Source organism: Streptomyces sp. NPDC002809, from assembly GCF_040295435.1.
GTDB lineage: Bacteria > Actinomycetota > Actinomycetes > Streptomycetales > Streptomycetaceae > Streptomyces.
Genome location: NZ_JBEOVJ010000011.1, coordinates 103,336 through 127,229, shown reverse-complemented (window position 1 = coordinate 127,229; position 23,894 = coordinate 103,336). Strand labels below are relative to the sequence as shown.

At 69.2% G+C, this 23,894-nt stretch carries 21 protein-coding genes; 5 read left to right on the top strand and 16 right to left on the bottom strand.

Annotation, left to right across the window (positions count from 1 at the left end; all coding sequences use genetic code 11):
• The first annotated feature begins 120 nt into the window (after positions 1–120).
• Complete coding sequence (locus ABT025_RS10230) at positions 121–729, top strand: Uma2 family endonuclease (RefSeq protein WP_350992073.1); 609 nt, start codon at positions 121–123, stop codon at positions 727–729.
• A 25-nt stretch (positions 730–754) separates the two neighbouring features.
• Here the strand turns inward: ABT025_RS10230 and recQ are convergent, their stop codons facing one another.
• From recQ to ABT025_RS10155, 15 genes are all read right to left on the bottom strand, one after another.
• Positions 755–2,794, bottom strand: a complete 2,040-nt coding sequence (gene recQ, locus ABT025_RS10225; protein WP_502971913.1) for a DNA helicase RecQ — start codon at positions 2,792–2,794, stop codon at positions 755–757.
• A 135-nt stretch (positions 2,795–2,929) separates the two neighbouring features.
• Positions 2,930–4,594 carry an NADH-quinone oxidoreductase subunit NuoN gene (gene nuoN / locus ABT025_RS10220; protein ID WP_350991979.1) on the bottom strand — a complete coding sequence of 555 codons (1,665 nt, stop codon included), beginning with the start codon at positions 4,592–4,594 and terminating at the stop codon, positions 2,930–2,932.
• Positions 4,591–6,162 carry an NADH-quinone oxidoreductase subunit M gene (locus tag ABT025_RS10215; protein ID WP_350991977.1) on the bottom strand — a complete coding sequence of 524 codons (1,572 nt, stop codon included), beginning with the start codon at positions 6,160–6,162 and terminating at the stop codon, positions 4,591–4,593. The genes nuoN and ABT025_RS10215 overlap by 4 nt, the downstream gene beginning before the upstream one ends.
• A 4-nt stretch (positions 6,163–6,166) precedes the next feature.
• Positions 6,167–8,074 (bottom strand): NADH-quinone oxidoreductase subunit L, encoded by a 1,908-nt coding sequence (nuoL, locus tag ABT025_RS10210; protein WP_350991975.1) that lies wholly within the window; start codon positions 8,072–8,074, stop codon positions 6,167–6,169.
• Between the two features lie 15 nt (positions 8,075–8,089).
• Positions 8,090–8,389 (bottom strand): NADH-quinone oxidoreductase subunit NuoK, encoded by a 300-nt coding sequence (gene nuoK / locus ABT025_RS10205; protein WP_018101339.1) that lies wholly within the window; start codon positions 8,387–8,389, stop codon positions 8,090–8,092.
• Complete coding sequence (locus ABT025_RS10200) at positions 8,386–9,216, bottom strand: NADH-quinone oxidoreductase subunit J (RefSeq protein WP_350991972.1); 831 nt, start codon at positions 9,214–9,216, stop codon at positions 8,386–8,388. Before ABT025_RS10200 ends, nuoK begins: the two co-directional genes overlap by 4 nt.
• Positions 9,213–9,923 carry an NADH-quinone oxidoreductase subunit NuoI gene (gene nuoI, locus ABT025_RS10195; RefSeq protein WP_350991970.1) on the bottom strand — a complete coding sequence of 237 codons (711 nt, stop codon included), beginning with the start codon at positions 9,921–9,923 and terminating at the stop codon, positions 9,213–9,215. The genes ABT025_RS10200 and nuoI overlap by 4 nt, the downstream gene beginning before the upstream one ends.
• Positions 9,916–11,319 carry an NADH-quinone oxidoreductase subunit NuoH gene (nuoH, locus tag ABT025_RS10190; protein ID WP_350991968.1) on the bottom strand — a complete coding sequence of 468 codons (1,404 nt, stop codon included), beginning with the start codon at positions 11,317–11,319 and terminating at the stop codon, positions 9,916–9,918. The genes nuoI and nuoH overlap by 8 nt, the downstream gene beginning before the upstream one ends.
• A complete protein-coding gene (locus ABT025_RS10185) occupies positions 11,316–13,823 on the bottom strand; it encodes an NADH-quinone oxidoreductase subunit G (protein WP_350991966.1) in 2,508 nt (835 codons plus the stop codon). The genes nuoH and ABT025_RS10185 overlap by 4 nt, the downstream gene beginning before the upstream one ends.
• On the bottom strand, positions 13,820–15,187 hold the full coding sequence (gene nuoF / locus ABT025_RS10180) for an NADH-quinone oxidoreductase subunit NuoF (protein WP_350991964.1): 1,368 nt from the start codon (positions 15,185–15,187) through the stop codon (positions 13,820–13,822). Before nuoF ends, ABT025_RS10185 begins: the two co-directional genes overlap by 4 nt.
• Complete coding sequence (nuoE, locus tag ABT025_RS10175; protein ID WP_350992070.1) at positions 15,184–15,999, bottom strand: NADH-quinone oxidoreductase subunit NuoE; 816 nt, start codon at positions 15,997–15,999, stop codon at positions 15,184–15,186. Before nuoE ends, nuoF begins: the two co-directional genes overlap by 4 nt.
• A gap of 29 nt (positions 16,000–16,028) precedes the next feature.
• Entirely contained in the window at positions 16,029–17,351 is a 1,323-nt protein-coding gene (locus ABT025_RS10170) for an NADH-quinone oxidoreductase subunit D (RefSeq protein ID WP_350991962.1), read from the bottom strand.
• Positions 17,351–18,061 (bottom strand): NADH-quinone oxidoreductase subunit C, encoded by a 711-nt coding sequence (locus tag ABT025_RS10165; RefSeq protein ID WP_350991960.1) that lies wholly within the window; start codon positions 18,059–18,061, stop codon positions 17,351–17,353. The genes ABT025_RS10170 and ABT025_RS10165 overlap by 1 nt, the downstream gene beginning before the upstream one ends.
• The gene (locus ABT025_RS10160) at positions 18,058–18,612 is read right to left on the bottom strand and encodes a NuoB/complex I 20 kDa subunit family protein (protein WP_073718467.1); all 555 of its coding nucleotides are present in this window, start codon (positions 18,610–18,612) and stop codon (positions 18,058–18,060) included. Before ABT025_RS10160 ends, ABT025_RS10165 begins: the two co-directional genes overlap by 4 nt.
• Before the next feature lie 17 nt (positions 18,613–18,629).
• The gene (locus tag ABT025_RS10155; protein ID WP_123460983.1) at positions 18,630–18,989 is read right to left on the bottom strand and encodes an NADH-quinone oxidoreductase subunit A; all 360 of its coding nucleotides are present in this window, start codon (positions 18,987–18,989) and stop codon (positions 18,630–18,632) included.
• Between the two features lie 781 nt (positions 18,990–19,770).
• Here ABT025_RS10155 and ABT025_RS10150 point away from each other — a divergent pair.
• Both ABT025_RS10150 and ABT025_RS10145 read left to right on the top strand, forming a co-directional pair.
• Positions 19,771–20,616, top strand: coding sequence for a C40 family peptidase (locus tag ABT025_RS10150; protein ID WP_350991958.1), 846 nt, complete (start codon positions 19,771–19,773; stop codon positions 20,614–20,616).
• Between the two features lie 205 nt (positions 20,617–20,821).
• Positions 20,822–22,036 carry an MFS transporter gene (locus ABT025_RS10145; RefSeq protein ID WP_350991956.1) on the top strand — a complete coding sequence of 405 codons (1,215 nt, stop codon included), beginning with the start codon at positions 20,822–20,824 and terminating at the stop codon, positions 22,034–22,036.
• A 22-nt stretch (positions 22,037–22,058) separates the two neighbouring features.
• On the opposite strand, the gene ABT025_RS10140 is transcribed toward ABT025_RS10145, so the two are convergent.
• On the bottom strand, positions 22,059–22,517 hold the full coding sequence (locus ABT025_RS10140; RefSeq protein ID WP_350991954.1) for an ATP-binding protein: 459 nt from the start codon (positions 22,515–22,517) through the stop codon (positions 22,059–22,061).
• A gap of 257 nt (positions 22,518–22,774) precedes the next feature.
• Between ABT025_RS10140 and ABT025_RS10135 the strand changes: the two genes are divergently transcribed.
• Entirely contained in the window at positions 22,775–23,623 is an 849-nt protein-coding gene (locus tag ABT025_RS10135; RefSeq protein ID WP_350991952.1) for a helix-turn-helix domain-containing protein, read from the top strand.
• A gap of 11 nt (positions 23,624–23,634) precedes the next feature.
• Positions 23,635–23,835 (top strand): DUF397 domain-containing protein, encoded by a 201-nt coding sequence (locus ABT025_RS10130; protein ID WP_350991950.1) that lies wholly within the window; start codon positions 23,635–23,637, stop codon positions 23,833–23,835.
• Positions 23,836–23,894 lie beyond the last annotated feature (59 nt).

The following is a 23,894-nucleotide window of genomic DNA, read 5'->3' as shown; positions in this document are numbered from 1 at the left end:
GGCAGGGGCGGGGGCGGCGGTCAACGGCACGCGACTCGTTCACATGTTTGGGCAAGCCGGAGCCGGTTCCTTGCGGATACGCTGGAGCATTCCGCCAGACTCCGGCTCATGGGAGCACTGATGAGCGTCGAACCCGAGGGCCCCGAGCCGCGGTGGGCGGTCCCGCCCGTGGGCGGCTGGACCGCCGATGACCTGGACACACTCCCGAATCTGCCTCCGCACACGGAGCTGATCGACGGGAGCCTTGTTTTCGTGAGTCCGCAGACCCTGTTCCGTTCTCGGGCGGTCAGCTTCTTCGAGTGGCAGCTGCAGTCGCTGGCGCCGCCCGACCTGGAGGTCGTGCGTGAGTTCACGATCGACATCGACCGCTTCAACCGGCCCGAGCCCGATGTGATCGTCGTCGACGGCGAGATCATCCAGGACCCGGATCAGACCCGCTTCCCCGCCGCTTCCGTGAAGCTGGCCATCGAGGTCGTGTCGCCGGAGTCGCGGTCGCGTGACCGGGAGACCAAGCCGGTGAAGTACGCCCGGGTGAAGATCCCGCACTTCTGGCGGGTGGAGAACCACGACGGCCGAGCCGTGGTCTACGTCTTCGAGCTGGAGCCGGCCACCGGTGCCTATACCTCGACCGGGATCTTCCACGACCGGATGAAGGTGTCCGTCCCCTTCCCGGTCGATCTCGATCTCACGGCGATCACCCCGCGCCGCCGAGCGGCGGACCCGCAGTAGGTCCGCCGCCCGTCGCAGCCGGGGCTCACTCGTACTCCGGCGGCTCCTCGTCCCAGCCGAACTCCGGGTCGGCGGACGGAGCTGCGGACGGGGCCGTCACCCGGGCCGGGGCAGCGGGTGCCGGGGCCCGGGGCGCCTCCGAGGCCGCCTCCGCAGGGGTCACGGACGCCGCCGTATCGCCCGGGAGCCCCGCCAGGACCTCCAGCACGCCCTCCCCGTACGTCGCCAGCTTCTTCTCGCCCAGTCCGCTGATCCCACCCAGCTCGCCGAGCGACGACGGACGCAGGGTCGCGATCTCGCGCAGCGTCGCGTCGTGGAAGATCACATACGCGGGCAGGCCGAGCTCCTTGGCCTGGGCGCCGCGCCAGGCGCGCAGCGCCTCGAAGACCGGGAGGGCCTCCGCCGGGAGCTCGGCTGCGGCCGCCGAGGACTTCGCCTTCCGGTCGCCCTGCGACGACGAGGAGCGGGAAGCGGGCTTCGCGGCCTCCTTGCGGAGCAGCACCTCGCGCTCCCGGCCGAGCACGGTGCCGCTCTCCTCCGTCAGCACCAGCGTGCCGTACTCGCCCTCGACGGCGATCAGGCCCTGGGCCAGCAACTGCCGGACCACGCCGCGCCATTCCGCCTCGGCCAGCTCTTCTCCGATGCCGAACACCGAGAGCTGGTCGTGGTCGAACTGGATGACCTTCGCGGTCTTGCGGCCGAGCAGGATGTCGATGATCTGGCCGGCGCCGAACTTCTGTCCGCGCTCCCGCTTCAGCCGGACCACCGTGGACAGCAGCTTCTGGGAGACCACCGTGCCGTCCCAGGTCTCGGGCGGGGTCAGGCAGGTGTCGCAGTTGCCGCAGGAGGCCGCGGTGGGCTCCTGGCCGAAGTACGTGAGCAGCTGGGCCCGGCGGCACTGGACGGTCTCGCAGAGCGCCAGCATGGAGTCCAGGTGAGAGGCGGCACGGCGGCGGAACGCCTCGTCGCCCTCCCCGCCCTGGATGAGCTTGCGCTGCTGGACGACGTCCTGGAGTCCGTACGCCATCCAGGCCGTGGACGGGGCTCCGTCACGCCCGGCCCGGCCGGTCTCCTGGTAGTAGCCCTCGACGGACTTCGGCAGGTCCAGGTGGGCGACGAAGCGCACGTCCGGCTTGTCGATGCCCATGCCGAAGGCGATCGTCGCGACGACGACGAGGCCCTCCTCGCGCAGGAAGCGGGACTGGTGGGTCGCGCGGGTGCCGGCGTCCAGGCCCGCGTGGTACGGGACGGCCTCGATGCCGTTGCGGCAGAGGTACTCGGCGGTCTTCTCGGTGGAATTGCGCGAGAGGCAGTAGACGATGCCCGCGTCCCCGGTGTGCTCCTCCTTGAGGAAGGTGAGCAGCTGCTTCTTCGGGTCGGCCTTGGGCACGATGCGGTACTGGATGTTGGGCCGGTCGAAGCTGGCCACGAAGTGCTTGGCGTCGGGCATCCCGAGACGCTGGGTGATCTCGCGGTGCGTGGCACCGGTCGCCGTGGCCGTCAGGGCGATGCGCGGGACGTCGGGCCAGCGCTCGCCCAGCACGGACAGGGCCAGGTAGTCGGGCCGGAAGTCGTGGCCCCACTGGGCGACGCAGTGCGCCTCGTCGATCGCGAAGACGGAGATCTCGCCGCGGGAGAGCAGGCCGAGCGTGGAGTCCAGGCGCAGGCGCTCGGGCGCCAGGTACAGGAGGTCCAGCTCGCCGGCGAGGAACTGGGCCTCCATCGAGCGGCGCTCGTCGAAGTCCTGCGTGGAGTTGATGAACCCGGCCCGCACGCCGAGGGCCCGCAGCGCGTCCACCTGGTCCTGCATCAGGGCGATCAGCGGGGAGATGACGATGCCCGTGCCCCGTCTGACCAGGGACGGGATCTGGTAGCAGAGGGACTTTCCGCCTCCGGTGGGCATGAGGACGACGGCGTCACCGCCCGCCACCACGTGGTCGACGACCGATTCCTGCTCGCCGCGGAACGTCTCGTACCCGAAGACCCGGTGCAGCGTCTGCCGCGCATCGCTCTCGGTAACGCCCGTGGTCATGTCCGTCACGCCTGTCCCGCCCGTCATGCTCATCGCTCTGTTCCCCCGACGGCTGTCCCGTTCCTGTCCCTGCGCTCTCCCCTGCCACGATAGGCGCCGCCTACGACAAAGCCGGACGGGCTTGACTTCCAAGCCCGTCCGGCGCCGTCGAAGCGGTGGTGCGTCCGGCTACCTCACGAACACTCCGGCCTGGCTCGCCAGGTCCAGGAAGTACTGCGGGGCCAGGCCCAGCACCAGGGTGACCGCGACACCGACCGCGATCGTGGTCATCGTCAGCGGGGACGGGACGGCGACCGTGGGGCCGTCCGCCTTCGGCTCGCTGAAGAACATCAGCACGATGACCCGGATGTAGAAGAACGCGGCGATCGCCGAGGAGATCACACCGACGACGACGAGTCCGCCCGCACCGCCCTCGGCCGCGGCCTTGAACACCGCGAACTTCCCGGAGAAGCCCGAGGTGAGCGGGATACCGGCGAACGCCAGCAGGAACACCGCGAAGACCGCGGCGACCAGCGGGGAGCGCCGGCCGAGCCCGGCCCACTTCGACAGGTGCGTCGCCTCGCCGCCCGCGTCGCGCACCAGGGTGACGACGGCGAAGGCGCCGACGGTCACGAAGGAGTACGTGGCCAGGTAGAAGAGCACCGAGGAGATGCCCTGCGGGGTGGCCGCGATGACACCGGCGAGGATGAACCCGGCGTGCGCGATCGAGGAGTAGGCCAGCAGCCGCTTGATGTCGGTCTGGGTGATCGCGACGATGGCGCCGCCCACCATCGTGACGATGGCGATGCCCCACATGACCGGGCGCAGATCCCAGGTGAGGCCCGGCAGCACCACGTACAGCAGGCGCAGCAGCGCGCCGAAGGCGGCGACCTTCGTGGCCGCGGCCATGAAGCCGGTGACCGGGGTCGGGGCGCCCTGGTAGACGTCCGGGGTCCACATGTGGAACGGGACGGCGCCGACCTTGAAGAGCAGACCGGTCAGGATCATCGCGCCGCCGATGAGCAGCAGCGCGTCGTTGCCCATGGTGTCGGCGAGCGCAGGGTCGATCTGCTGGATGGAGCCGTCGACGACGGTGGCGATCTCGGCGTACGAGACGGAGCCCGCGTACCCGTAGAGCAGGGCGATCCCGAAGAGCAGGAACGCCGAGGAGAACGCGCCGAGCAGGAAGTACTTCACCGCGGCCTCCTGTGACATCAGCCGCTTGCGGCGGGCGACGGCACAGAGGAGGTAGAGCGGGAGCGAGAAGACTTCCAGCGCCACGAAGAGCGTCAGCAGGTCGTTGGCCGCCGGGAAGACCAGCATGCCCGCCACCGAGAAGAGGACGAGCGGGAAGACCTCGGTGGTGGTGAACCCGGCCTTGACTGCTGCCTTCTCGCTGTCGCTGCCGGGGACCGACGCGGCCTGCGCGGCGAACGAGTCGACCCGGCTGCCGTGCGACTCGGGGTCGAGCCGCCGCTCGGCGAAGGTGAAGACGGCGACCAGGGACGTCAGCAGGATGGTGCCCTGAAGGAACAGGGCGGGTCCGTCGACGGCGATGGCGCCCATCGCGGCGATGTGTGCCTTTGTCGTACCGTATCCGGCGGCCGCCAGGCCGATCACCGCGGCGAACGCGGCGACCAGGGCGACGACGGTCAGGAAGACCTGCGTGTAGTAGCGGGCCCGGCGCGGCACGAAGGCCTCGACGAGCACGCCCAGGACGGCGACTCCGATCACGATCAGGACCGGGGTCAGCTGGGTGTACTCGATGACCGGGGCCTTGAACTTCTCGTCCGGGGCGGCCGATGTCACCCCGCCCGCCATTGTCCACAGGCTGTGGACAGCTGTTGCGCTCACTTGGCGGCCTCCACCTCGGGCTGGGGGTCCTTCTTCTGTACGTCCGACATGGTGTGCTGCACCGCCGGGTTGACGATCTCCGTCAGCGGCTTCGGGTAGACACCCAGGAAGATCAGCAGAGCGATCAGCGGCACGACCACCACCAGCTCGCGGACCTTGAGGTCCGCCATGCCCTGGACCTCGGCCTTGACCGGTCCCGTCATCGTCCGCTGGTAGAGGACGAGGACGTAGATCGCGGCGAGCACGATGCCGGTGGTCGCGATGATGCCGACCGCCGGATACGCCGCGAACGCGCCGACCAGGACCAGGAACTCACTGACGAACGGGGCGAGCCCCGGCAGCGACAGCGTGGCCAGGCCGCCGATCAGGAACGTGCCGGCCAGGACGGGCGCCACCTTCTGCACTCCGCCGTAGTCCGCGATGAGCCGCGAACCGCGCCGGGTGATCAGGAAGCCCGCCACCAGCATCAGCGCGGCGGTCGAGATGCCGTGGTTGACCATGTAGAGCGTCGCGCCCGACTGGCCCTGACTGGTCATCGCGAAGATGCCCAGGATGATGAAGCCGAAGTGCGAGATCGACGCGTAGGCGATCAGCCGCTTGATGTCGCGCTGGCCGACGGCGAGCAGCGCACCGTAGATGATGCTGATCAGCGCCAGGACCAGGACCACCGGGGTGGCCCACTTGCTGGCCTCCGGGAAGAGCTGGAGGCAGAAGCGCAGCATCGCGAAGGTGCCGACCTTGTCGACGACCGCGGTGATCAGCACGGCGACCGGGGTGGTCGCCTCGCCCATGGCGTTGGGCAGCCAGGTGTGCAGCGGCCACAGCGGGGCCTTCACCGCGAAGGCGAAGAAGAACCCGAGGAAGAGCCACCGCTCGGTGCTCGTCGCCATGGAGAGCGAGCCGTCGGCGCGGGCCTCGGCGATCTCGGAGAGCGAGAACGTCCCCGTGACCACGTAGAGCCCGATCACCGCGGCCAGCATGATGAGGCCGCCGACCAGGTTGTAGAGGAGGAACTTGACTGCCGCGTACGAGCGTTGCGCGGCGGCGTTCTCGTCGCTGCCGGCGTGGGCCCGGTCCCCGAAGCCGCCGATGAGGAAGTACATCGGGATGAGCATGGCTTCGAAGAGGATGTAGAAGAGGAAGACGTCGGTGGCCACGAAGGAGAGGACCACCATCGCTTCGACCATCAGGATCAGGGCGAAGAATCCCTGAGTGGGGCGCCAGCGCGAGGAGTTCGTCTCCAGGGGGTCGGCGTCGTGCCAGCCGGCCAGGATGACGAAGGGGATCAGCAGGGCGGTGAGCGCCATGAGCGCCAGCCCGATGCCGTCCACCCCCAGCTCGTACCGCACGCCGAAGTCCTTGATCCAGGCGTGCGATTCGGTGAGCTGGTAGCGGCTGCCGCCCGGCTCGAACCGGACGAGCGCGATGCCCGCCAGGACGAGTGTGCCCAGCGAGAAGGCGAGCGCCAGCCACTTGGCGGCGGTGCGCCGGGCTGCCGGGACGGCGGCGGTGGCGACCGCGCCGATCGCGGGGAGCGCCGCCGTCGCTGTCAGGAGGGGAAAGGACATGTGATCAGACCGCCCTCATCAGCAGGGTCGCGGCGATGACGACCGCCGTACCGCCGAACATCGAGACCGCGTAGGAGCGGGCGTAGCCGTTCTGCAGCTTGCGCAGCCGGCCGGAGAGCCCGCCCATGGAGGCGGCCGTGCCGTTGACGACGCCGTCGACCAGGGAGTGGTCGACGTAGACCAGGGATCGGGTGAGGTGCTCGCCGCCGCGGACCAGGACCACGTGGTTGAAGTCGTCCTGGAGCAGATCGCGGCGGGCCGCCCGGGTGAGCAGCGAGCCGCGCGGGGCGACCGCGGGCACCGGCTTGCGTCCGTACATCGCCCAGGCGATGGCGACGCCGATGACGAGCACCACCATGGTGGCGGCGGTGACGGTGGTCGCGCCGACCGGGGAGTCCCCGTGCTCGTGACCGGTGACGGGCTCCAGCCAGTGCAGGAAGCGGTCGCCGATGGAGAAGAAGCCTCCGGCGAAGACCGAACCGAACGCCAGGACGATCATGGGGACGGTCATGGACTTCGGGGACTCGTGCGGATGCGGCTCGTGGCCCTCCGCGTCCGGGACCCAGCGCTTCTCGCCGAAGAACGTCAGCAGCATCACGCGCGTCATGTAGAACGCGGTGATCGCGGCGCCCAGCAGGGTCACCGCTCCGAGGATCCAGCCCTCGGTGCCGCCCTTGGCGAAGGCCGCCTCGATGATCTTGTCCTTGGAGAAGAAGCCGGACAGACCGGGGAAGCCGATGATCGCGAGGTAGCCGAGCCCGAAGGTGACGAAGGTGACCGGCATGTACTTCCGCAGTCCGCCGAACCTCCTCATGTCGACCTCGTCGTTCATGCCGTGCATGACCGAACCGGCGCCGAGGAAGAGCCCGGCCTTGAAGAAGCCGTGCGTCACCAGGTGCATGATCGCGAAGACGTAGCCGATCGGTCCTAGCCCGGCGGCCAGGATCATGTAGCCGATCTGCGACATCGTCGACCCGGCGAGGGCCTTCTTGATGTCGTCCTTCGCGCAACCGACGATCGCACCGAAGATCAGCGTGACCGCTCCGACGATCACGACGACCAGCTGTGCGTCCGGCGCCTCGTTGAAGATCGCGCCGGACCGGACGATGAGGTAGACGCCCGCGGTGACCATGGTGGCGGCGTGGATGAGGGCCGAGACCGGGGTCGGGCCCTCCATCGCGTCACCGAGCCAGGACTGCAGCGGCACCTGGGCGGACTTGCCGCAGGCCGCGAGCAACAGCATCAGGCCGATCGCCGTCAGCTTGCCCTCGCTCGCCTGACCGGCTTCGGCCGCGTCCAGGACGGGGGCGAAGGCGAACGTGCCGAAGGTGGTGAACATCAGCATGATCGCGATCGACAGGCCCATGTCGCCGACGCGGTTGACCAGGAAGGCCTTCTTCGCGGCGGTCGCCGCGCTGGGCTTGTGCTGCCAGAAGCCGATGAGCAGGTACGACGCCAGACCGACGCCCTCCCACCCGACGTACAGCAGCAGGTAGTTGTCGGCGATGACCAGGATCAGCATCGCCGCGACGAACAGGTTCAGATAGCCGAAGAAGCGACGCCGGCGCTCGTCGTGCTCCATGTAGCCGATCGAGTAGATGTGGATCAGGGTGCCCACACTCGTGATCAGCAGGACGAAGGTCATCGACAGCTGGTCGAGCTGGAAGGCCACATCGGCCTGGAAGCCCTCGACGGGAATCCAGCTGAACAGCTTCTGGTGCAGGGCGCGGTCGTCCGCGCTCTTGCCCAGCATGTCGATGAAGAGCACGACTGCGACGACGAAGGAGACGCCGGCGAGCGCGGTGCCGAGCCAGTGGCCCACGCGGTCGAGGCGTCGGCCGCCGCAGAGCAGCACCGCCGCTCCGAGCAGGGGCGCCGCTACGAGCAGCGCGATCAGATTCTCTGCGTTCATTGGGTCCAGCGCCCCTTACAGCTTCATCAGGCTGGCGTCGTCGACCGAGGCCGAGTGGCGGGAACGGAACAGCGACACGATGATCGCGAGCCCGACCACGACCTCCGCGGCGGCGACGACCATCGTGAAGAAGGCGATGATCTGGCCGTCGAGATTGCCGTGCATCCGGGAGAAGGTCACGAACGCGAGGTTGCAGGCGTTGAGCATCAGCTCCACGCACATGAACACCACGATCGCGTTCCGCCTGATCAGCACCCCGGCCGCGCCGATGGTGAACAGCAGAGCGGCGAGATAGAGGTAGTTGACCGGATTCACTTGGCGACCTCCTCTTCTTCTGCGGCATCCCGGCCGAGCCGCTCACCGGAGCGCTGCTCCAGTGCCTTGAGGCCGGCCAGCGACTCGTGGGACACATCGCGCATCTGGCCGCGCTTGCGCAGCGTCTGCATGACGGTGAGTTCGGACGGTGTGCCGTCCGGGAGCAGTCCGGCGATGTCCACGGCGTTGTGCCGGGCGTAGACGCCGGGTGCGGGCAGCGGCGGCAGGTGGTTGCTGCGCACGCGGTCCTCGGACATCTCCCGCTGGGTCCTGGCCCGTTCGGTGCGCTCGCGGTGCGTGAGCACCATCGCGCCGACCGTCGCGGTGATCAGCAGCGCGCCGGTGATCTCGAAGGCGAAGACGTACTTGGTGAAGATGAGGCTGGCGAGCCCCTCCACGTTTCCGCCGTGCTCCGCGTTGGCCGTGCCGAGTCCGTTGAAGCTGTTCAGCGAGGCGTTGCCGATACCGGCGATCAGGAGGACACCGAAGCCGAGCCCGCAGCCGGCGGCCAGCCAGCGCTGGCCCTTGAGCGTCTCCTTCAGCGAGTCCGCCGCCGTGACACCGACGAGCATGACCACGAAGAGGAACAGCATCATGATCGCGCCCGTGTAGACGACGATCTGTACGACGCCGAGGAAGTAGGCGCCGTTGGCGAGGTAGAACACCGCGAGGACGATCATGGTCCCGGCGAGGCTCAGCGCACTGTGCACGGCCTTCTTCATCAGTACGGTGGACAGGGCGCCGATCACGGCGACCGTGCCCAGCACCCAGAACTGGAAGGCCTCACCGGTCGAGGTCTGGGAGGCCGCTGCGGCCAGGCCGGTCATGCGTCCACCTCCTGTGCCGCGCCGTTGCTCTCGCTGCCCCCGTCGTCCGGCTTCTCGCCCTTGGAGACGGCGAGCTGGCGTTCGGTACCGGGGGCGGCCTCGGTCACCAGGCCCCGGTAGTAGTCCTGTTCGTCCATGCCGGGGAAGATCGCGTGCGGGCTGTCGACCATGCCTTCCTCCAGGCCCGCGAGCAGCTCGTCCTTGGTGTAGATGAGGCTCTCGCGGGTGGTGTTGGCGAGCTCGAACTCGTTGGTCATCGTCAGCGCCCGGGTCGGGCAGGCCTCGATGCACAGTCCGCAGAGAATGCAGCGCGCGTAGTTGATCTGGTAGACGCGGCCGTAGCGCTCCCCCGGGGAGTAGCGCTCCTCGTCGGTGTTGTCCGCGCCCTCGACGTAGATCGCGTCCGCCGGACAGGCCCAGGCGCACAGCTCGCAGCCGACGCACTTCTCCAGGCCGTCCGGGTGGCGGTTGAGCTGGTGCCGGCCGTGGAAGCGCGGCGCCGTCACCTTCGGCGTCTCCGGATACTGCTCGGTCAGCCGCTTCTTGAACATGGCCTTGAAGGTCACGCCGAAGCCGGCCACGGGATTCTGGAACTTCTCTTCCGGAGAATCCGAGGACCGCGAAGATCCCGAAGATCCCGAGGACCCGGAAGCCTGCGCGGACTTCGCCGGCCTCTTGGACCCCGGCGACTCAGACAGTTCAGACACCGTCGGCCTCCTTTCCGTCACTCGGATTTCCGTCACTCTGAGTATCCATGCCGCCACTGACAACGAGCTCCCGCTCGCGGCTCGGCCTGCGCCGCGGCACGGGCGGCAGGGTCTGTCCGGGCAGCGGCGGCACCGGGAATCCGCCCGCCATCGGGTCGAACGCAGGCTCCGGTTCCGCGTGGGCCGCGGCTTCCCGGCCCTTCTTGTCGCGGAAGATGTCGACCACGAAGGAGATCAGCAGGACCGCGATCACGGCCCCGGCCACGTAGAGCAGGATCTTCGAGAAGTCGTAGCCCTCGTTGCGCAGCGCCCGCACCGTCGCGACCATCATCAGCCAGACCACGGAGACCGGGATCAGGACCTTCCAGCCCAGCTTCATCAGCTGGTCGTAGCGGACGCGGGGCAGCGTGCCGCGCAGCCAGATGAAGAAGAACAGCAGCAGCTGGACCTTGAGGACGAACCAGAGCATCGGCCACCAGCCGTGGTTCGCGCCCTCCCAGAAGGTGCTGATCGGCCACGGGGCCCGCCAGCCGCCCAGGAACAGGGTCGTGGAGACCGCGGAGACGGTCACCATGTTGACGTACTCAGCGAGCATGAACATCGCGAACTTGATCGACGAGTACTCGGTGTTGAAGCCGCCGACCAGGTCGCCCTCGGACTCCGGCATGTCGAACGGGGCGCGGTTCGTCTCACCGACCATCGTGACGATGTAGATGATGAAGGAGACCGGCAGCAGGATGATGAACCAGCGGTCCTCCTGGGCCTCCACGATCTTCGAGGTCGACATCGACCCGGAGTAGAGGAAGACCGAGGCGAACGCGGCGCCCATCGCGATCTCGTAGGAGATCATCTGCGCGCAGGAGCGGAGACCGCCGAGCAGCGGGTACGTCGAGCCGGAGGACCAGCCGGCGAGCACGATGCCGTAGATCCCGACCGAGGCGACCGCGAGGACGTAGAGCATCGCGATCGGCAGGTCGGTGAGCTGCATCGCCGTACGGTGCCCGAAGATCGAGACCTCGTTGCCGGACGGTCCGAACGGGATGACCGCGATCGCCATGAACGCCGGGATCGCCGCGATGATCGGGGCGAGGACGTAGACGACCTTGTCCGCCCGCTTGACGATGACGTCTTCCTTCAGCATCAGCTTGATGCCGTCGGCGAGCGACTGGAGCATGCCCCAGGGGCCGTGCCGGTTGGGGCCGATGCGCAGCTGCATCCAGGCGACGACCTTGCGCTCCCACACGATGGAGAAGAGCACGGTCACCATCAGGAACGCGAAGCAGAAGACCGCCTTGATGACGACGAGCCACCAGGGGTCGGTGCCGAACATCGAGAGGTCCTCGGCGGCGAGCACGGCGCCGTGCGGACCCGCGGCCAGTTGAGCGAAGGCACTCACGCCCCCACCTCCGGTGTGACGTCGGGAATGCCGGGTGCGGCGGGGCCGATCCGGACCGGGCCGCCGGGCTGGGCACCGGTGTCGGCCGGGACACCCCGCCCGACGGAGTTCAGCGGCACCCAGACCACCCGGTCCGGCATCTCGGTGACCCGGAGCGGCAGTTGCACGCTGCCCGCCGGGCCGGACACGGCCAGCAGATCGCCGTCCTTGACGCCCGTCTCGGCCGCGGTGGCGGCGGAGAGCCGGGCGACCGCGGCGTGCCGGGTCCCGGCCAGCGCCTCGTCGCCCTCCTGGAGCCGGCCGAGGTCGAGCAGCATCCGGTGGCCCGCGAGGATCGCCTCGCCGTCGCCGGGCCGGGGCAGCGGCCGCGCCGAGGTGCGCGGGTCGTCCGCGTGTGCGCCCTGCCAGCCGCCGAGCCGGTCCAGCTCGCGGCGCACGGACTTCAGGTCCGGCAGCGCGAAGTGGACATCGAGGGCGTCGGCCAGCATGTGCAGCACCCGGGCGTCGCCCGGGGCCAGGCTGCGGGTCATCTGCTCGGGCTTCAGCGCGGCCTCGAACATCCGCGCCCTGCCCTCCCAGTTGAGGAAGGTGCCGGACTTCTCGGCGACCGCGGCCACCGGGAACACCACGTCGGCGCGGTCGGTGACCTCGCTCGGCCGGAGCTCCAGCGAGACCAGGAAGCCCACCTGGTCCAGGGCCTCCAGGGCCCGGGCGGGATCGGGCAGGTCGCCCGTCCCGACACCGGCGACGAGCAGCGCGCCCAGTTCGCCGGTGGCCGCGGCCTCGACGATCTGACCGGTGTCGCGGCCGAAGCGCGACGGGAGTTCGGCGACGCCCCACACGGCCGCCACCTCGTCCCGGGCCCGCGGGTCCGTGGCCGGGCGCCCGCCGGGCAGCAGCGACGGGAGCGCGCCCGCCTCCACCGCACCGCGCTCGCCGGCCCGGCGCGGAATCCACACCAGGGTGGCTCCGGTGGCGGTCGCCGCCCGTACCGCGGCGGTCAGCCCGCCCGGCACTCCGGCCAGCCGCTCACCCACCACGATCAGGGCGCCCGCACCGCGCAGCGCCTCGGCCGCGACGGCGCCCTCGCCATCGAGGCCGACACCGCCCGCGATCGCGTCCAGCCATTCCGTCTCGGTGCCGGGGGCTGCGGGCAGCAGCGTGCCGCCCGCCTTCGTGAGGCCGCGGGTGGCGTGCGAGGCGACGGCGAAGGTGCGCTGGCCGTGCTTGCGGTTCGCCTTGCGCAGCCGCAGGAAGACGCCGGGCGCCTCCTCCTCGGACTCGAACCCGACCAGCAGCACGGCCGGGGCCTTCTCCAGCGAGGTGTACGTGACACCGCTGCCGTCCAGGTCTCGGCCGCGTCCTGCGACGCGGGCGGCCAGGAAGTCGGCCTCCTCGTCGCTGTGCACCCGGGCCCGGAAGTCGATGTCGTTGGTGTCCAGGGCGATGCGGGCGAACTTGCTGTACGCGTACGCGTCCTCGACGGTCAGCCGGCCGCCCGTGAGGACACCGGTCCTGCCGCGTGCGGCGGAGAGCCCGGCGGCCGCGACGGCCAGCGCCTCGGGCCAGCTCGCCGGCTCCAGCTCACCGGACTCGCCCCGCACCAGCGGGGTGGTGAGCCGGTCGCGCTGCTGCGCGTAGCGGAAGCCGAACCGGCCCTTGTCGCAGAGCCACTCCTCGTTGACCTCGGGGTCGTTGGAGGCGAGGCGCCGCATGACCTTGCCGCGCCGGTGGTCGGTGCGGGTGGCGCAGCCGCCCGCGCAGTGCTCGCACACCGAAGGCGTCGACACGAGGTCGAAGGGGCGGGAGCGGAACCGGTACGCCGCCGAGGTCAGCGCGCCGACGGGGCAGATCTGGATGGTGTTGCCGGAGAAGTACGACTCGAACGGGTCGCCCTCGCCGGTGCCGACCTGCTGGAGCGCGCCGCGCTCGATCAGCTCGATCATCGGGTCGCCCGCCACCTGGTTGGAGAACCGGGTGCAGCGTGCGCAGAGCACGCACCGCTCGCGGTCCAGCAGCACCTGGGTGGAGATCGGGACGGGCTTCTCGTACGTCCGCTTCTTCCCGTCGAAGCGGGAGGTCGCGTCGCCGTGCGACATCGCCTGGTTCTGCAGCGGGCACTCGCCGCCCTTGTCGCAGACCGGACAGTCCAGCGGGTGGTTGATGAGCAGCAGCTCCATCACGCCGCGCTGCGCCTTGTCGGCGACCGGCGAGGTGATCTGCGACTTGACGACCATGCCGTCGGTGCAGGTGATGGTGCAGGACGCCATCGGCTTGCGCTGGCCCTCGACCTCGACGATGCACTGGCGGCAGGCGCCGGCCGGGTCGAGGAGCGGGTGGTCGCAGAAGCGCGGGATCTCGATGCCGAGGAGTTCGGCGGCCCGGATGACCAGGGTGCCCTTGGGCACGCTGATCGAGATGCCGTCGATGGTCAGCGTGACCAGGTCCTCGGGCGGGAGCGCCGCCTCGCCGCCCCCGGAGGGCGCACTCGTGGTGACTGTCATGCGTTCACCCCCTGGGATGCGTTCTTGTCGTCGGCCCAGACGGTCGACCTGGCGGGATCGAAGGGGCAGCCCCTGCCGGTGATGTGCTGCTCGTACTCCTCGCGGAAGTACTTCAGCGAGGAGAAGATCGGCGAGGCGGCGCCGTCGCCGAGCGCGCAGAACGACTTGCCGTTGATGTTGTCGGCGATGTCGTTCAGCTTGTCGAGGTCGGACATCTGCCCCTTGCCGGCTTCGATGTCGCGGAGCAACTGGACGAGCCAGTACGTGCCTTCACGGCATGGCGTGCACTTGCCGCAGGACTCGTGGGCGTAGAACTCGGTCCAGCGGGTGACGGCCCTGACCACACAGGTGGTCTCGTCGAAGCACTGGAGCGCCTTGGTGCCGAGCATGGATCCGGCGGCGCCGACGCCCTCGTAGTCGAGGGGCACGTCGAGGTGCTCCTCGGTGAACATGGGGGTGGAGGAGCCGCCCGGGGTCCAGAACTTGAGCCGGTGGCCGGGGCGCATGCCGCCGCTCATGTCGAGGAGCTGGCGCAGCGTGATGCCGAGCGGGGCCTCGTACTGGCCGGGTCCGGAGACATGGCCGCTGAGCGAGTACAGCGTGAAGCCCGGGGACTTCTCGCTGCCCATGGACTTGAACCAGTCCTTGCCCTTGTTCAGGATCGAGGGAACCGAGGCGATGGACTCGACGTTGTTCACCACAGTGGGGCAGGCGTACAGGCCGGCGACCGCGGGGAAGGGCGGGCGCAGCCGGGGCTGGCCGCGGCGTCCTTCGAGCGAGTCGAGCAGTGCGGTCTCCTCACCGCAGATGTACGCACCGGCGCCCGCGTGCACGGTGAGTTCCAGATCGAGTCCGGAGCCCATGATGTTCGTACCGAGATAGCCCGCCTCGTACGCCTCGCGCACGGCCTCGTGCAACCGCCGCAGTACGGGGACGACTTCGCCGCGCAGGTAGATGAAGGCGTGCGAGGAGCGGATCGCGTAGCAGGCGATCACGATGCCTTCGATCAGGCTGTGCGGGTTGGCGAAGAGGAGCGGGATGTCCTTGCAGGTCCCGGGCTCCGACTCGTCGGCGTTGACCACCAGGTAGTGCGGCTTTCCGTCGCCCTGGGGGATGAACTGCCACTTCATCCCGGTGGGGAAGCCGGCGCCGCCGCGGCCGCGCAGACCGGAGTCCTTGACGTACGCGATGAGGTCGTCCGGAGACATGGCCAGCGCCTTGCGCAGCCCCTCGTACCCCTCGTGGCGGCGGTAGGTGTCCAGGGTCCAGGATTCCGGCTGGTCCCAGAAGGCGGACAGGACCGGCGCGAGAAGCTTCTCGGGACTGGTCCCGTTCTTGTCGATTTCGGCGGCCAACGTCATCACTCCCCCTCCTCGGCGGCGGGACCGGCCGGATGGTCCGGGTCGGAGGCCGAGGTCTGCTGTGGCGCGTCATGGGAGCTGAGGTGCTCGGCACCCTTCTGCGGTTCGTCGCGCGGGGCCTCGCCTCGCGGTCCCACCACGCGGGGCTGCGGTGCGGCCTCGCCCTTGGCCAGCTTCAGACCGATGAGCGAGGCGGGGCCCGCGCCGCCGGACGCCTCGACGGCACCGGGGCGCTCGTCGGGGAAACCGGCGAGGATCCGGGCGGTCTCCTTGTACGAGCACAGCGGGGCGCCGCGGGTCGGCTCGACGGTGCGGCCGGCGATCAGGTCGTCGACGAGCCGCGTCGCGCTCTCGGGCGTCTGGTTGTCGAAGAACTCCCAGTTGACCATCACGACGGGCGCGAAGTCGCAGGCCGCGTTGCACTCGATGTGTTCGAGGGTGACCTTGCCGTCCTCGGTCGTCTCGTCGTTGCCGACGCCGAGGTGCTCCTTGAGACGGTCGAAGATGGCGTCGCCGCCCATCACCGCGCAGAGCGTGTTGGTGCAGACGCCGACCTGGTAGTCGCCGCTGGGCCTCCGCCGGTACATCGTGTAGAAGGTGGCGACCGCGGTGACCTCGGCGGTGGTGAGGCCGAGCACCTCGGCGCAGAACGCCATGCCCGTACGCGAGACGTACCCTTCCTCCGACTGCACGAGGTGCAGCAGCGGCAGCAGCGCGGAGCGGCTGCCGGGGTAGCGGGCGATCACCTCCTTCGCATCCGCTTCGAGCCTGGCGCGCACCTCGGCCGGGTAGGCGGGTGCGGGGAGCTGCGGCATCCCCAGACTGACTTCGCTGCGTGCTTCGGTCACCGGTCGACGCCTCCCATCACGGGGTCGATGGATGCGACGGCGACGATGACGTCGGCGACCTGGCCGCCCTCGCACATCGCTGCCATGGCCTGGAGGTTGGTGAAGGACGGGTCGCGGAAGTGGACCCGGTAGGGGCGGGTGCCGCCGTCCGAGACGACGTGCACGCCGAGTTCGCCCTTGGGCGACTCGACGGCGGTGTACGCCTGCCCTGCCGGGACCCGGAAGCCCTCGGTCACCAGCTTGAAGTGGTGGATCAGGGCCTCCATGGAGGTGCCCATGATCTTCTTGATGTGGTCGAGCGAGTTGCCGAGTCCGTCCGGTCCGAGCGCGAGCTGCGCGGGCCAGGCGATCTTCTTGTCGGCGACCATGACCGGGCCCGGCGCGAGCCGGTCGATGCACTGCTCGACGATGCGCAGCGACTGGCGCATCTCCTCCAGACGGATGAGGAAGCGTCCGTAGGAGTCGCAGCTGTCCGCCGTGGGGACGTCGAACTCGTAGTTCTCGTACCCGCAGTAGGGATCGGTCTTGCGCAGGTCGTGCGGGAGTCCGGCTGAGCGCAGGACCGGGCCGGTGGCGCCGAGCGCCATGCAGCCGGTGAGGTCGAGGTAGCCGACGTCCTGCATACGAGCCTTGAAGATGGGGTTGCCGGTGGCGAGCTTGTCGTACTCAGGCAGGTTCTTCTTCATGGTCTTCACGAACTCGCGCAGCTGGTCGACCGCGCCCGGGGGCAGGTCCTGGGCGAGTCCGCCGGGGCGGACGAACGCGTGGTTCATCCGCAGGCCGGTGATCAGCTCGAAGAGATCGAGAACCAGTTCACGATCGCGGAAGCCGTAGATCATGATCGTCGTGGCGCCGAGCTCCATGCCGCCGGTGGCGATGCACACCAGGTGCGAGGAGATCCGGTTGAGTTCCATCAGGAGCACGCGCAGGACGGTGGCCCGGTCGGGGATCTGGTCCTCGATGCCGAGGAGCTTCTCCACCCCCAGGCAGTACGCCGTCTCGTTGAAGAACGGCGTCAGGTAGTCCATTCGCGTGACGAAGGTGGTGCCCTGCGTCCAGTTCCGGAATTCGAGGTTCTTCTCGATGCCGGTGTGGAGGTAGCCGATGCCGCAGCGGGCCTCGGTGACGGTCTCGCCGTCGATCTCCAGGATCAGCCGGAGCACTCCGTGCGTGGACGGGTGCTGGGGACCCATGTTGACGATGATGCGCTCGTCGTCGGACTTGGCCGCCGACTCGACGACCTCGTCCCAGTCGCCGCCGGTGACTGTATATACAGTCCCCTCGGTCGTGGCCCTGGGCGTTGCATGGGGAGTGGTCATCAGGAGTACGACCTCCGCTGGTCCGGAGCCGGGATCTGGGCGCCCTTGTACTCGACGGCGATGCCGCCGAGCGGGTAGTCCTTGCGCTGAGGGAAGCCCTGCCAGTCGTCCGGCATCATGATCCGGGTGAGGGCGGGATGCCCGTCGAAGACGAGCCCGAAGAAGTCGTAGGTCTCGCGCTCGTGCCAGTCGTTGGTCGGGTAGACCGCGACGAGGGACGGAACGTGCCGGTCGTCGTCCGGTGCGGAGACCTCCAGCCGGATGAGCCGGCCGTGGGTGATCGAGCGCAGGTGGTAGACGGCGTGCAGCTCGCGTCCCTTGTCACCGGGGAAGTGGACGCCGCTCACCCCCGTACAGAGCTCGAAACGCAGGGCCGGGTCGTCGCGCAGGGTCCGGGCCACGGTGGGCAGGTGCTCGCGGGCGATGTGGAAGGTGAGCTCGTCGCGGTCGACGACCGTCTTCTCGATGGCGTTCCCGGGAAGCAGTCCCTGTTCCTCCAGGGCCCCTTCGAGCTCGTCGGCGACCTCGTCGAACCAGCCGCCGTAGGGGCGCGCGGTGGCGCCCGGCAGGGCGACGGTGCGGACGAGGCCGCCGTAGCCGGAGGTGTCGCCGCCGTTTTCGGCGCCGAACATGCCCTTGCGTACGCCGATGACCTCGCCGTGCTCGTCGCGCGGGGCGGGGACTGCGGAGCCGTTCTGCTCGTCGCTCATCGCAGCAGCCCCTTCATCTCGATCAGGGGCAGTGCCTTGAGCGCCGCTTCCTCCGCCTCACGGGCGGCCTCCTCCGCGTTGACCCCGAGCTTGGAGCCCTGGATCTTCTGGTGGAGCTTGAGGATCGCGTCGATCAGCATCTCGGGCCGCGGCGGGCAGCCCGGCAAATAGATATCAACCGGGACAATATGATCAACACCCTGAACAATGGCGTAATTATTGAACATTCCGCCCGACGACGCGCAAACCCCCATGGAGATGACCCACTTGGGGTTCGGCATCTGGTCATAGACCTGCCGCAGGACGGGCGCCATCTTCTGGCTGACCCGCCCCGCCACGATCATCAGGTCCGCCTGCCGCGGCGATCCGCGGAAGACCTCCATGCCGAACCGGGCCAGGTCGTAGCGACCGGCCCCGGTCGTCATCATCTCGATGGCGCAGCAGGCGAGGCCGAAGGTGGCCGGGAAGACGGAGGACTTCCGTACCCAGCCGGCGGCCTGCTCGACAGTGGTCAGCACGAAGCCGCTGGGCAGCTTCTCTTCGAGTCCCATGTGTGCCCCTCAGCCCCTCAGTCCCATTCCAGGCCGCCGCGGCGCCACACGTATGCGTAGGCGACGAAGACGGTGAGCACGAAGAGCAGCATCTCGACGAGCCCGAAGATCCCGAGGGCGTCGAAGGTGACCGCCCAGGGATAGAGGAAGACGATCTCGATGTCGAAGACGATGAAGAGCATCGCCGTCAGGTAGTACTTGATGGGAAAACGGCCACCTCCGGCTGGAGTCGGGGTGGGTTCGATACCGCACTCGTACGCTTCGAGCTTCGCCCGGTTGTAGCGCTTGGGGCCGATAAGCGTGGCGCTGACCACGGAGAAGATCGCAAACCCCGCCCCGAGGGCGCCGAGCACGAGGATGGGCGCGTAGGCATTCACGCTCCTCGCTCCTTCCAGTCGTCCTTGACCGTTGGACCGCATCGGGCGACCTGGCTCGCCACCTCACCAAGATCGTGCACATGTGAGGCAGTTCACAAGCCCGACTGCCCCGCATCCTATGCCTGCCGTCCTGTGATCTGCGACACGGGGTACGACAACGTCTTTGTGATCTCCACCACCTGACGAACGATCATGAAGTCGGATGAGCGGTGATCTTCGTACACGAAGCGGCCGAGTGATCACGAGACGTGACATCTGCCGCCGTTACCGCTGGTCAAAGACGTGTCGCTCTATCAAGACGCAGCGTCGGTCGCCAAATTGGCGATGGACGCGATCGGGTGATAAAGGGATCTGCCCCACTCTGGGATCGAGCCGGGGTCACTCGCACGGGATCCACCAGGAACGAAGTGGACGCATCTCGACATCCACCCCCTATCGGGTGAATGGGGCACCGTGCGCCACCAGTTCCCCGTCGGCGGGACGCCCTCGACGCCGGGCCCTCGTATGCCCGTCACGTCGGGAGCACGCTGTGACCTGCGTCACTCGACGAAGGGCGCCACACAAGCGGGCTTGGCCAACCGTGTGAACGGATGGTAAGTGACGGGCAATTCGGGCGTATTGCCGAAAACCCGTGATCACAGCCGTGATCGAGCATGCCCGATTTGCCCGTTACGGCGTCAATAAGGGCTCTCAGGAAGCGGATTCACAGGTTCCGGACGTAACTGTGTCGCAACACACGTTTCTTGATGGGACCCCTGAGGCCCTGATAGCGCTAGTACCCATGTCCCACACCGCTCTCATACCCAGCCACCGGAAGCCCCGCCGAAACGCCTCGAAGACGGCGCTGCGGGCCGGAGTTGCCGGTGGCGTCCTCAGCACCATCGCGGTCGCAGGCGCTGCCGGTCCGGCCCAGGCCGAGCCGGTGACCCAGACCATCGAGATGCCCACCATCACGGCCGGGCTCTCCACCGCCGTCGCGGCGTCCGCCGAGGCCACGCAGCAGGTCGCCCTCGACCTGGAGACGCAGGCCCACGAGGAGGCCGCGGCCACGACCGCCGCCAAGGCCGCCAAGAAGGCCAAGGCCGAGGCCGTCCGCAAGGCCGAGGCCAAGAAGAAGGCCGAAGCCGCCGCGGAGGCCAAGGCGAAGGAGGAGGCCGCCGAGCGCGCCTCCCGCTCCGCCGCGCGCACGACGCTGAGCGCCTCCACCGGCTCTTCCTCCTCGGCGTCCGCCACGACGTCGGCCGCCACGACGTCGTACACCTCCACCGCCACGGGCTCCGCCGCCTCCATCGTCGCGTTCGCGCAGGCGCAGGTCGGCGACGCGTACGTGCCCGGCGGCACCGGCCCCAACTCCTGGGACTGCTCCGGCCTCGTCCAGGCCGCGTACCGCACGGTGGGCGTCGACCTGCCCCGCGTCTCGCAGAGCCAGTCGACCGCGGGCACCCAGGTCTCGCTGAGCAACCTCCAGCCGGGCGACATCCTGTACTGGGGTGGTGCGGGCAGCGCGTACCACGTCGGGATCTACGTGGGCGGCGGCCAGTTCGTCGGAGCGCAGAACTCCTCCACCGGTGTGGTGCAGCGCTCCCTGGACTACGACATGCCGACCGGCGCGGTCCGCGTCCTCTGAGTTCACGGATTCACAAGCGCCTCGGCGCACATCGAAGGGCCGTCGCTCCCCCGCTCGGGAGCTGCGGCCCTTCGCCGTTCCCGGCAGGTTCGCGACATCATCCCCGGCGGCCACGGGTGATGTCGCGAACCTGCCGGACTCCGTCCGCCCGAGCTTGTGAACTGGCGCGAACAGCCCGCGTCACCGAGCACAGGACGGCCCCGCCATGTCCACCACGGCCACCCCCCGCACCGACACCACGTCCCGCACGCCCTTACGCGGCCGTCTGGCCGTCCTCTCCGTGACGCTGGGCATCTTCGTCATCGTCACCACCGAGATCCTCCCGATCGGCCTGCTGACGCCGATCGGGGCCGACTTCGGCGTCGCGGACGGCACGGCGGGCCTGATGATGACGATGCCGGGCCTTCTCGCCGCCGTCGCCGCCCCGGTGGTGACCCTCACGACGGCCCGCGTCGACCGCCGGCTGATGCTCTGCGCCCTCGTCCTGCTGCTCGCGGCGGCCAACTTCCTCACCGCGGCCGCGACGGCCTACTGGCTGGTGCTGGTCGCCCGGGTCCTCGTCGGCATCACCATCGGCGGCTTCTGGTCGATCGGCGCCGGTCTGGCCGGCCGGCTGGTCCGCCCGGCGTCGGCCGCCCGGGCGACAGCGGTCATCTTCGCCGCCGTCCCCCTCGGCTCCGTGCTCGGTGTCCCCGCCGGCACGCTCATCGGCGATCTGGCGGGCTGGCGTACCGCGTTCGTCACGATGGGCCTGCTGTCCACGGGCGTACTGGCCCTGCTGCTCCTGACCCTGCCGGCCCTGCCGCCGGACCGGGTGACCCGCCCCGCCGTGCTCCGCGCCATGCTGCGTGGCCCGGACACCCGGTTCGCACTGCTGATGACGTTCCTCGTGGTCCTGGCGCATTTCGGCACGTACACGTACGTAACGCCGTTCCTGCGGGAGGTCACCGGCGCCGGCCCAGGGATGATCACCGGCTTCCTGCTCGTCTACGGGGCCGCGGGCGTGGCCGGCAACTTCCTCGGGGGCGCCCTGGTGACGCACCGTCCGCACACCGCGTTCGGGGCGGCCGCCGCGACGATCGCCGCCGCGACGGCGCTCCTGCCCGTCCTCGGCCGGTCCGAAGGGGGCGCGCTCGCGCTCCTCGTCCTGTGGGGTCTCGGCTACGGCGCGGTGCCGGTCTGCTCACAGACCTGGTTCGCCCGCTCGGCACCCCGCACACCCGAGGCCGCGTCGGTCCTGTTCACCACGTCCTTCCAGGCGACGATCGCCGCCGGCGCACTGGCGGGCGGCTACGTCGTCGACCACGCCTCGCTCCGCGCGGTCATGTGGTGCGGGGCGGTGACGGCCGGCGCGGTGGTGCTCGTCGCTCTCCGGGTGAAGGGCCCCGGGGCCGCGGCGCCGCCCCCGCCGGGCCGTTGACGACGCGGACGCGTTCCCCGGTTCACACGCGGTCCGGGGCACGTTCGACGAGAACGAACCAGACGGTCTTGGCGGTCCGTACCCGCCCGCCGCGCGTCGTGGTCCCCCACCGGTCCGTCAGGCTCTCCACGATGACGAGGCCGCGCCCGCCCTCCCCGTGCGGCGCGGCGCCCGGCTTCGGCAGCCGGCCCGGTTCGTCGTCGGTCACGTAGACCATGACCTGACGGCGGTTCACCGTGACATCTACCCGGATGCGCGCCGACCGCGTGTGGCAGTGCGCGTTGGACACCACCTCGCTCACGCACAACCGGGCGTCGTCGACCAGCCCGGGGTGCCGGGTGATCCGCAGCAGCATGCCCACGAAGTCCCGCGCGACGCGGGGTGCGGTGGGGGTGTTCGGCGCGACGAGCCGGTAGCGCTCGCCGCGCTGCGGGAGGTACGGGGTGAGCGGGGGCGGGGGCGGAATGGTTACGGAGGTCATGACGCGGTCTCCCTACGTGAGCGGGTCTCCGGTGCGTCGGCCTGTTCCGGTGATCCGTGGCATCGGCCGGTCCCGGGCAGGCTGAACTCGCTTACGGGTGGCTGCACTTCGGTTCATCGGGCCGTTGCCGGTCGACACCCCTGGACGCTAGGGCACAACATTGGGACGGCGCAACAGTGGGACGGCTGTAGCACTCATACGAGTGGACCAGTGGCACAGTGGGGCGGCACACTCGTACCCGCACGAAGGGGAGGCCGATGCCACCGAGGAGCTACCCGACCGCCAGGCAGAAGCGATTGGGCGCAGAGCTTCGCAAGCTGCGCGAGCGTGCCGGAATGTCCGGAAGCGAGGCCGCCGCGTTCCTGGGCGGTGAGCGTGCACAGATCAGCCACATCGAATCCGGTCGCTACGGCGTGAGCGACCAGCGCGTCCGCCGCCTCGCCGCCCACTACTCGGCCGGCGACAAGCACCTGGTGGACGCCCTCGCGAGCATGGCGGAGGAGCGAACGAAGGGATGGTGGGACGACTACCGGGGCGTACTCTCGCCGGGATTCCTGGACCTGGCCGAGCTGGAGCACCGCGCCACCTACATCCGCGCCATTCAGATGCTGAATATTCCAGGCATCTTCCAGACAGAGGCATACGCACGGGATCTGATCCGGAGCGGCATCTCCGACCTTCCGGCCGCAGAACTGAATGCCCGCGTCGAGCACCGCGCGAGGCGCCGAGACATTTTCGACCGCCCCGCCCCGACCCCGTTCGAGGCGTTTGTTCACGAGGCCGCGCTCCGCATGCGCTACTGCGGAACGGACGTCATGCGTGAGCAGCTCAACTTCCTTCACGCGGCGTCCTCATGGCCGTCCGTAACGATCCGCGTCATCCCGTTCACGGCACAGATCACCGGCTCGGCCCATTCGATGCTGTACGCCGGTGCCGGCATCCCGGCGCTCGACACCGTGCAGATCGACAGCGCCTTCGACGCCGGATTCCTGGACGCCGAAGCCCAACTCGTCAGGTACCGGAAACTGCTTGATTCCGTCGAGTCGATCTCCCTCGCCCCGGAGGAGTCAGCTCAGTTCATCCAATTCATCGCACAGGAAATGTGAGTCGAAGCGACATGACCGAGGCAATCAACTGGCAGAAGTCGTCATTCTCGGGAGCGGACGACAACCAGAGCTGCATCGAGCTGGCACCCGTGGACGGCGCGATCAAGATACGCGAGAGCGATGACCCCGACCTGATCGTCACGACGAGCGTCGCCAAGCTCCGCGCCTTCGTCCTGGGCGTCAAGGCCGGCGAGTTCGACCACCTGATCTGACCATCTCGGCCCAGCGCCCTCCACCTGAACGGAAGAAGGTCAGGGGGAGGGCGTTTCGC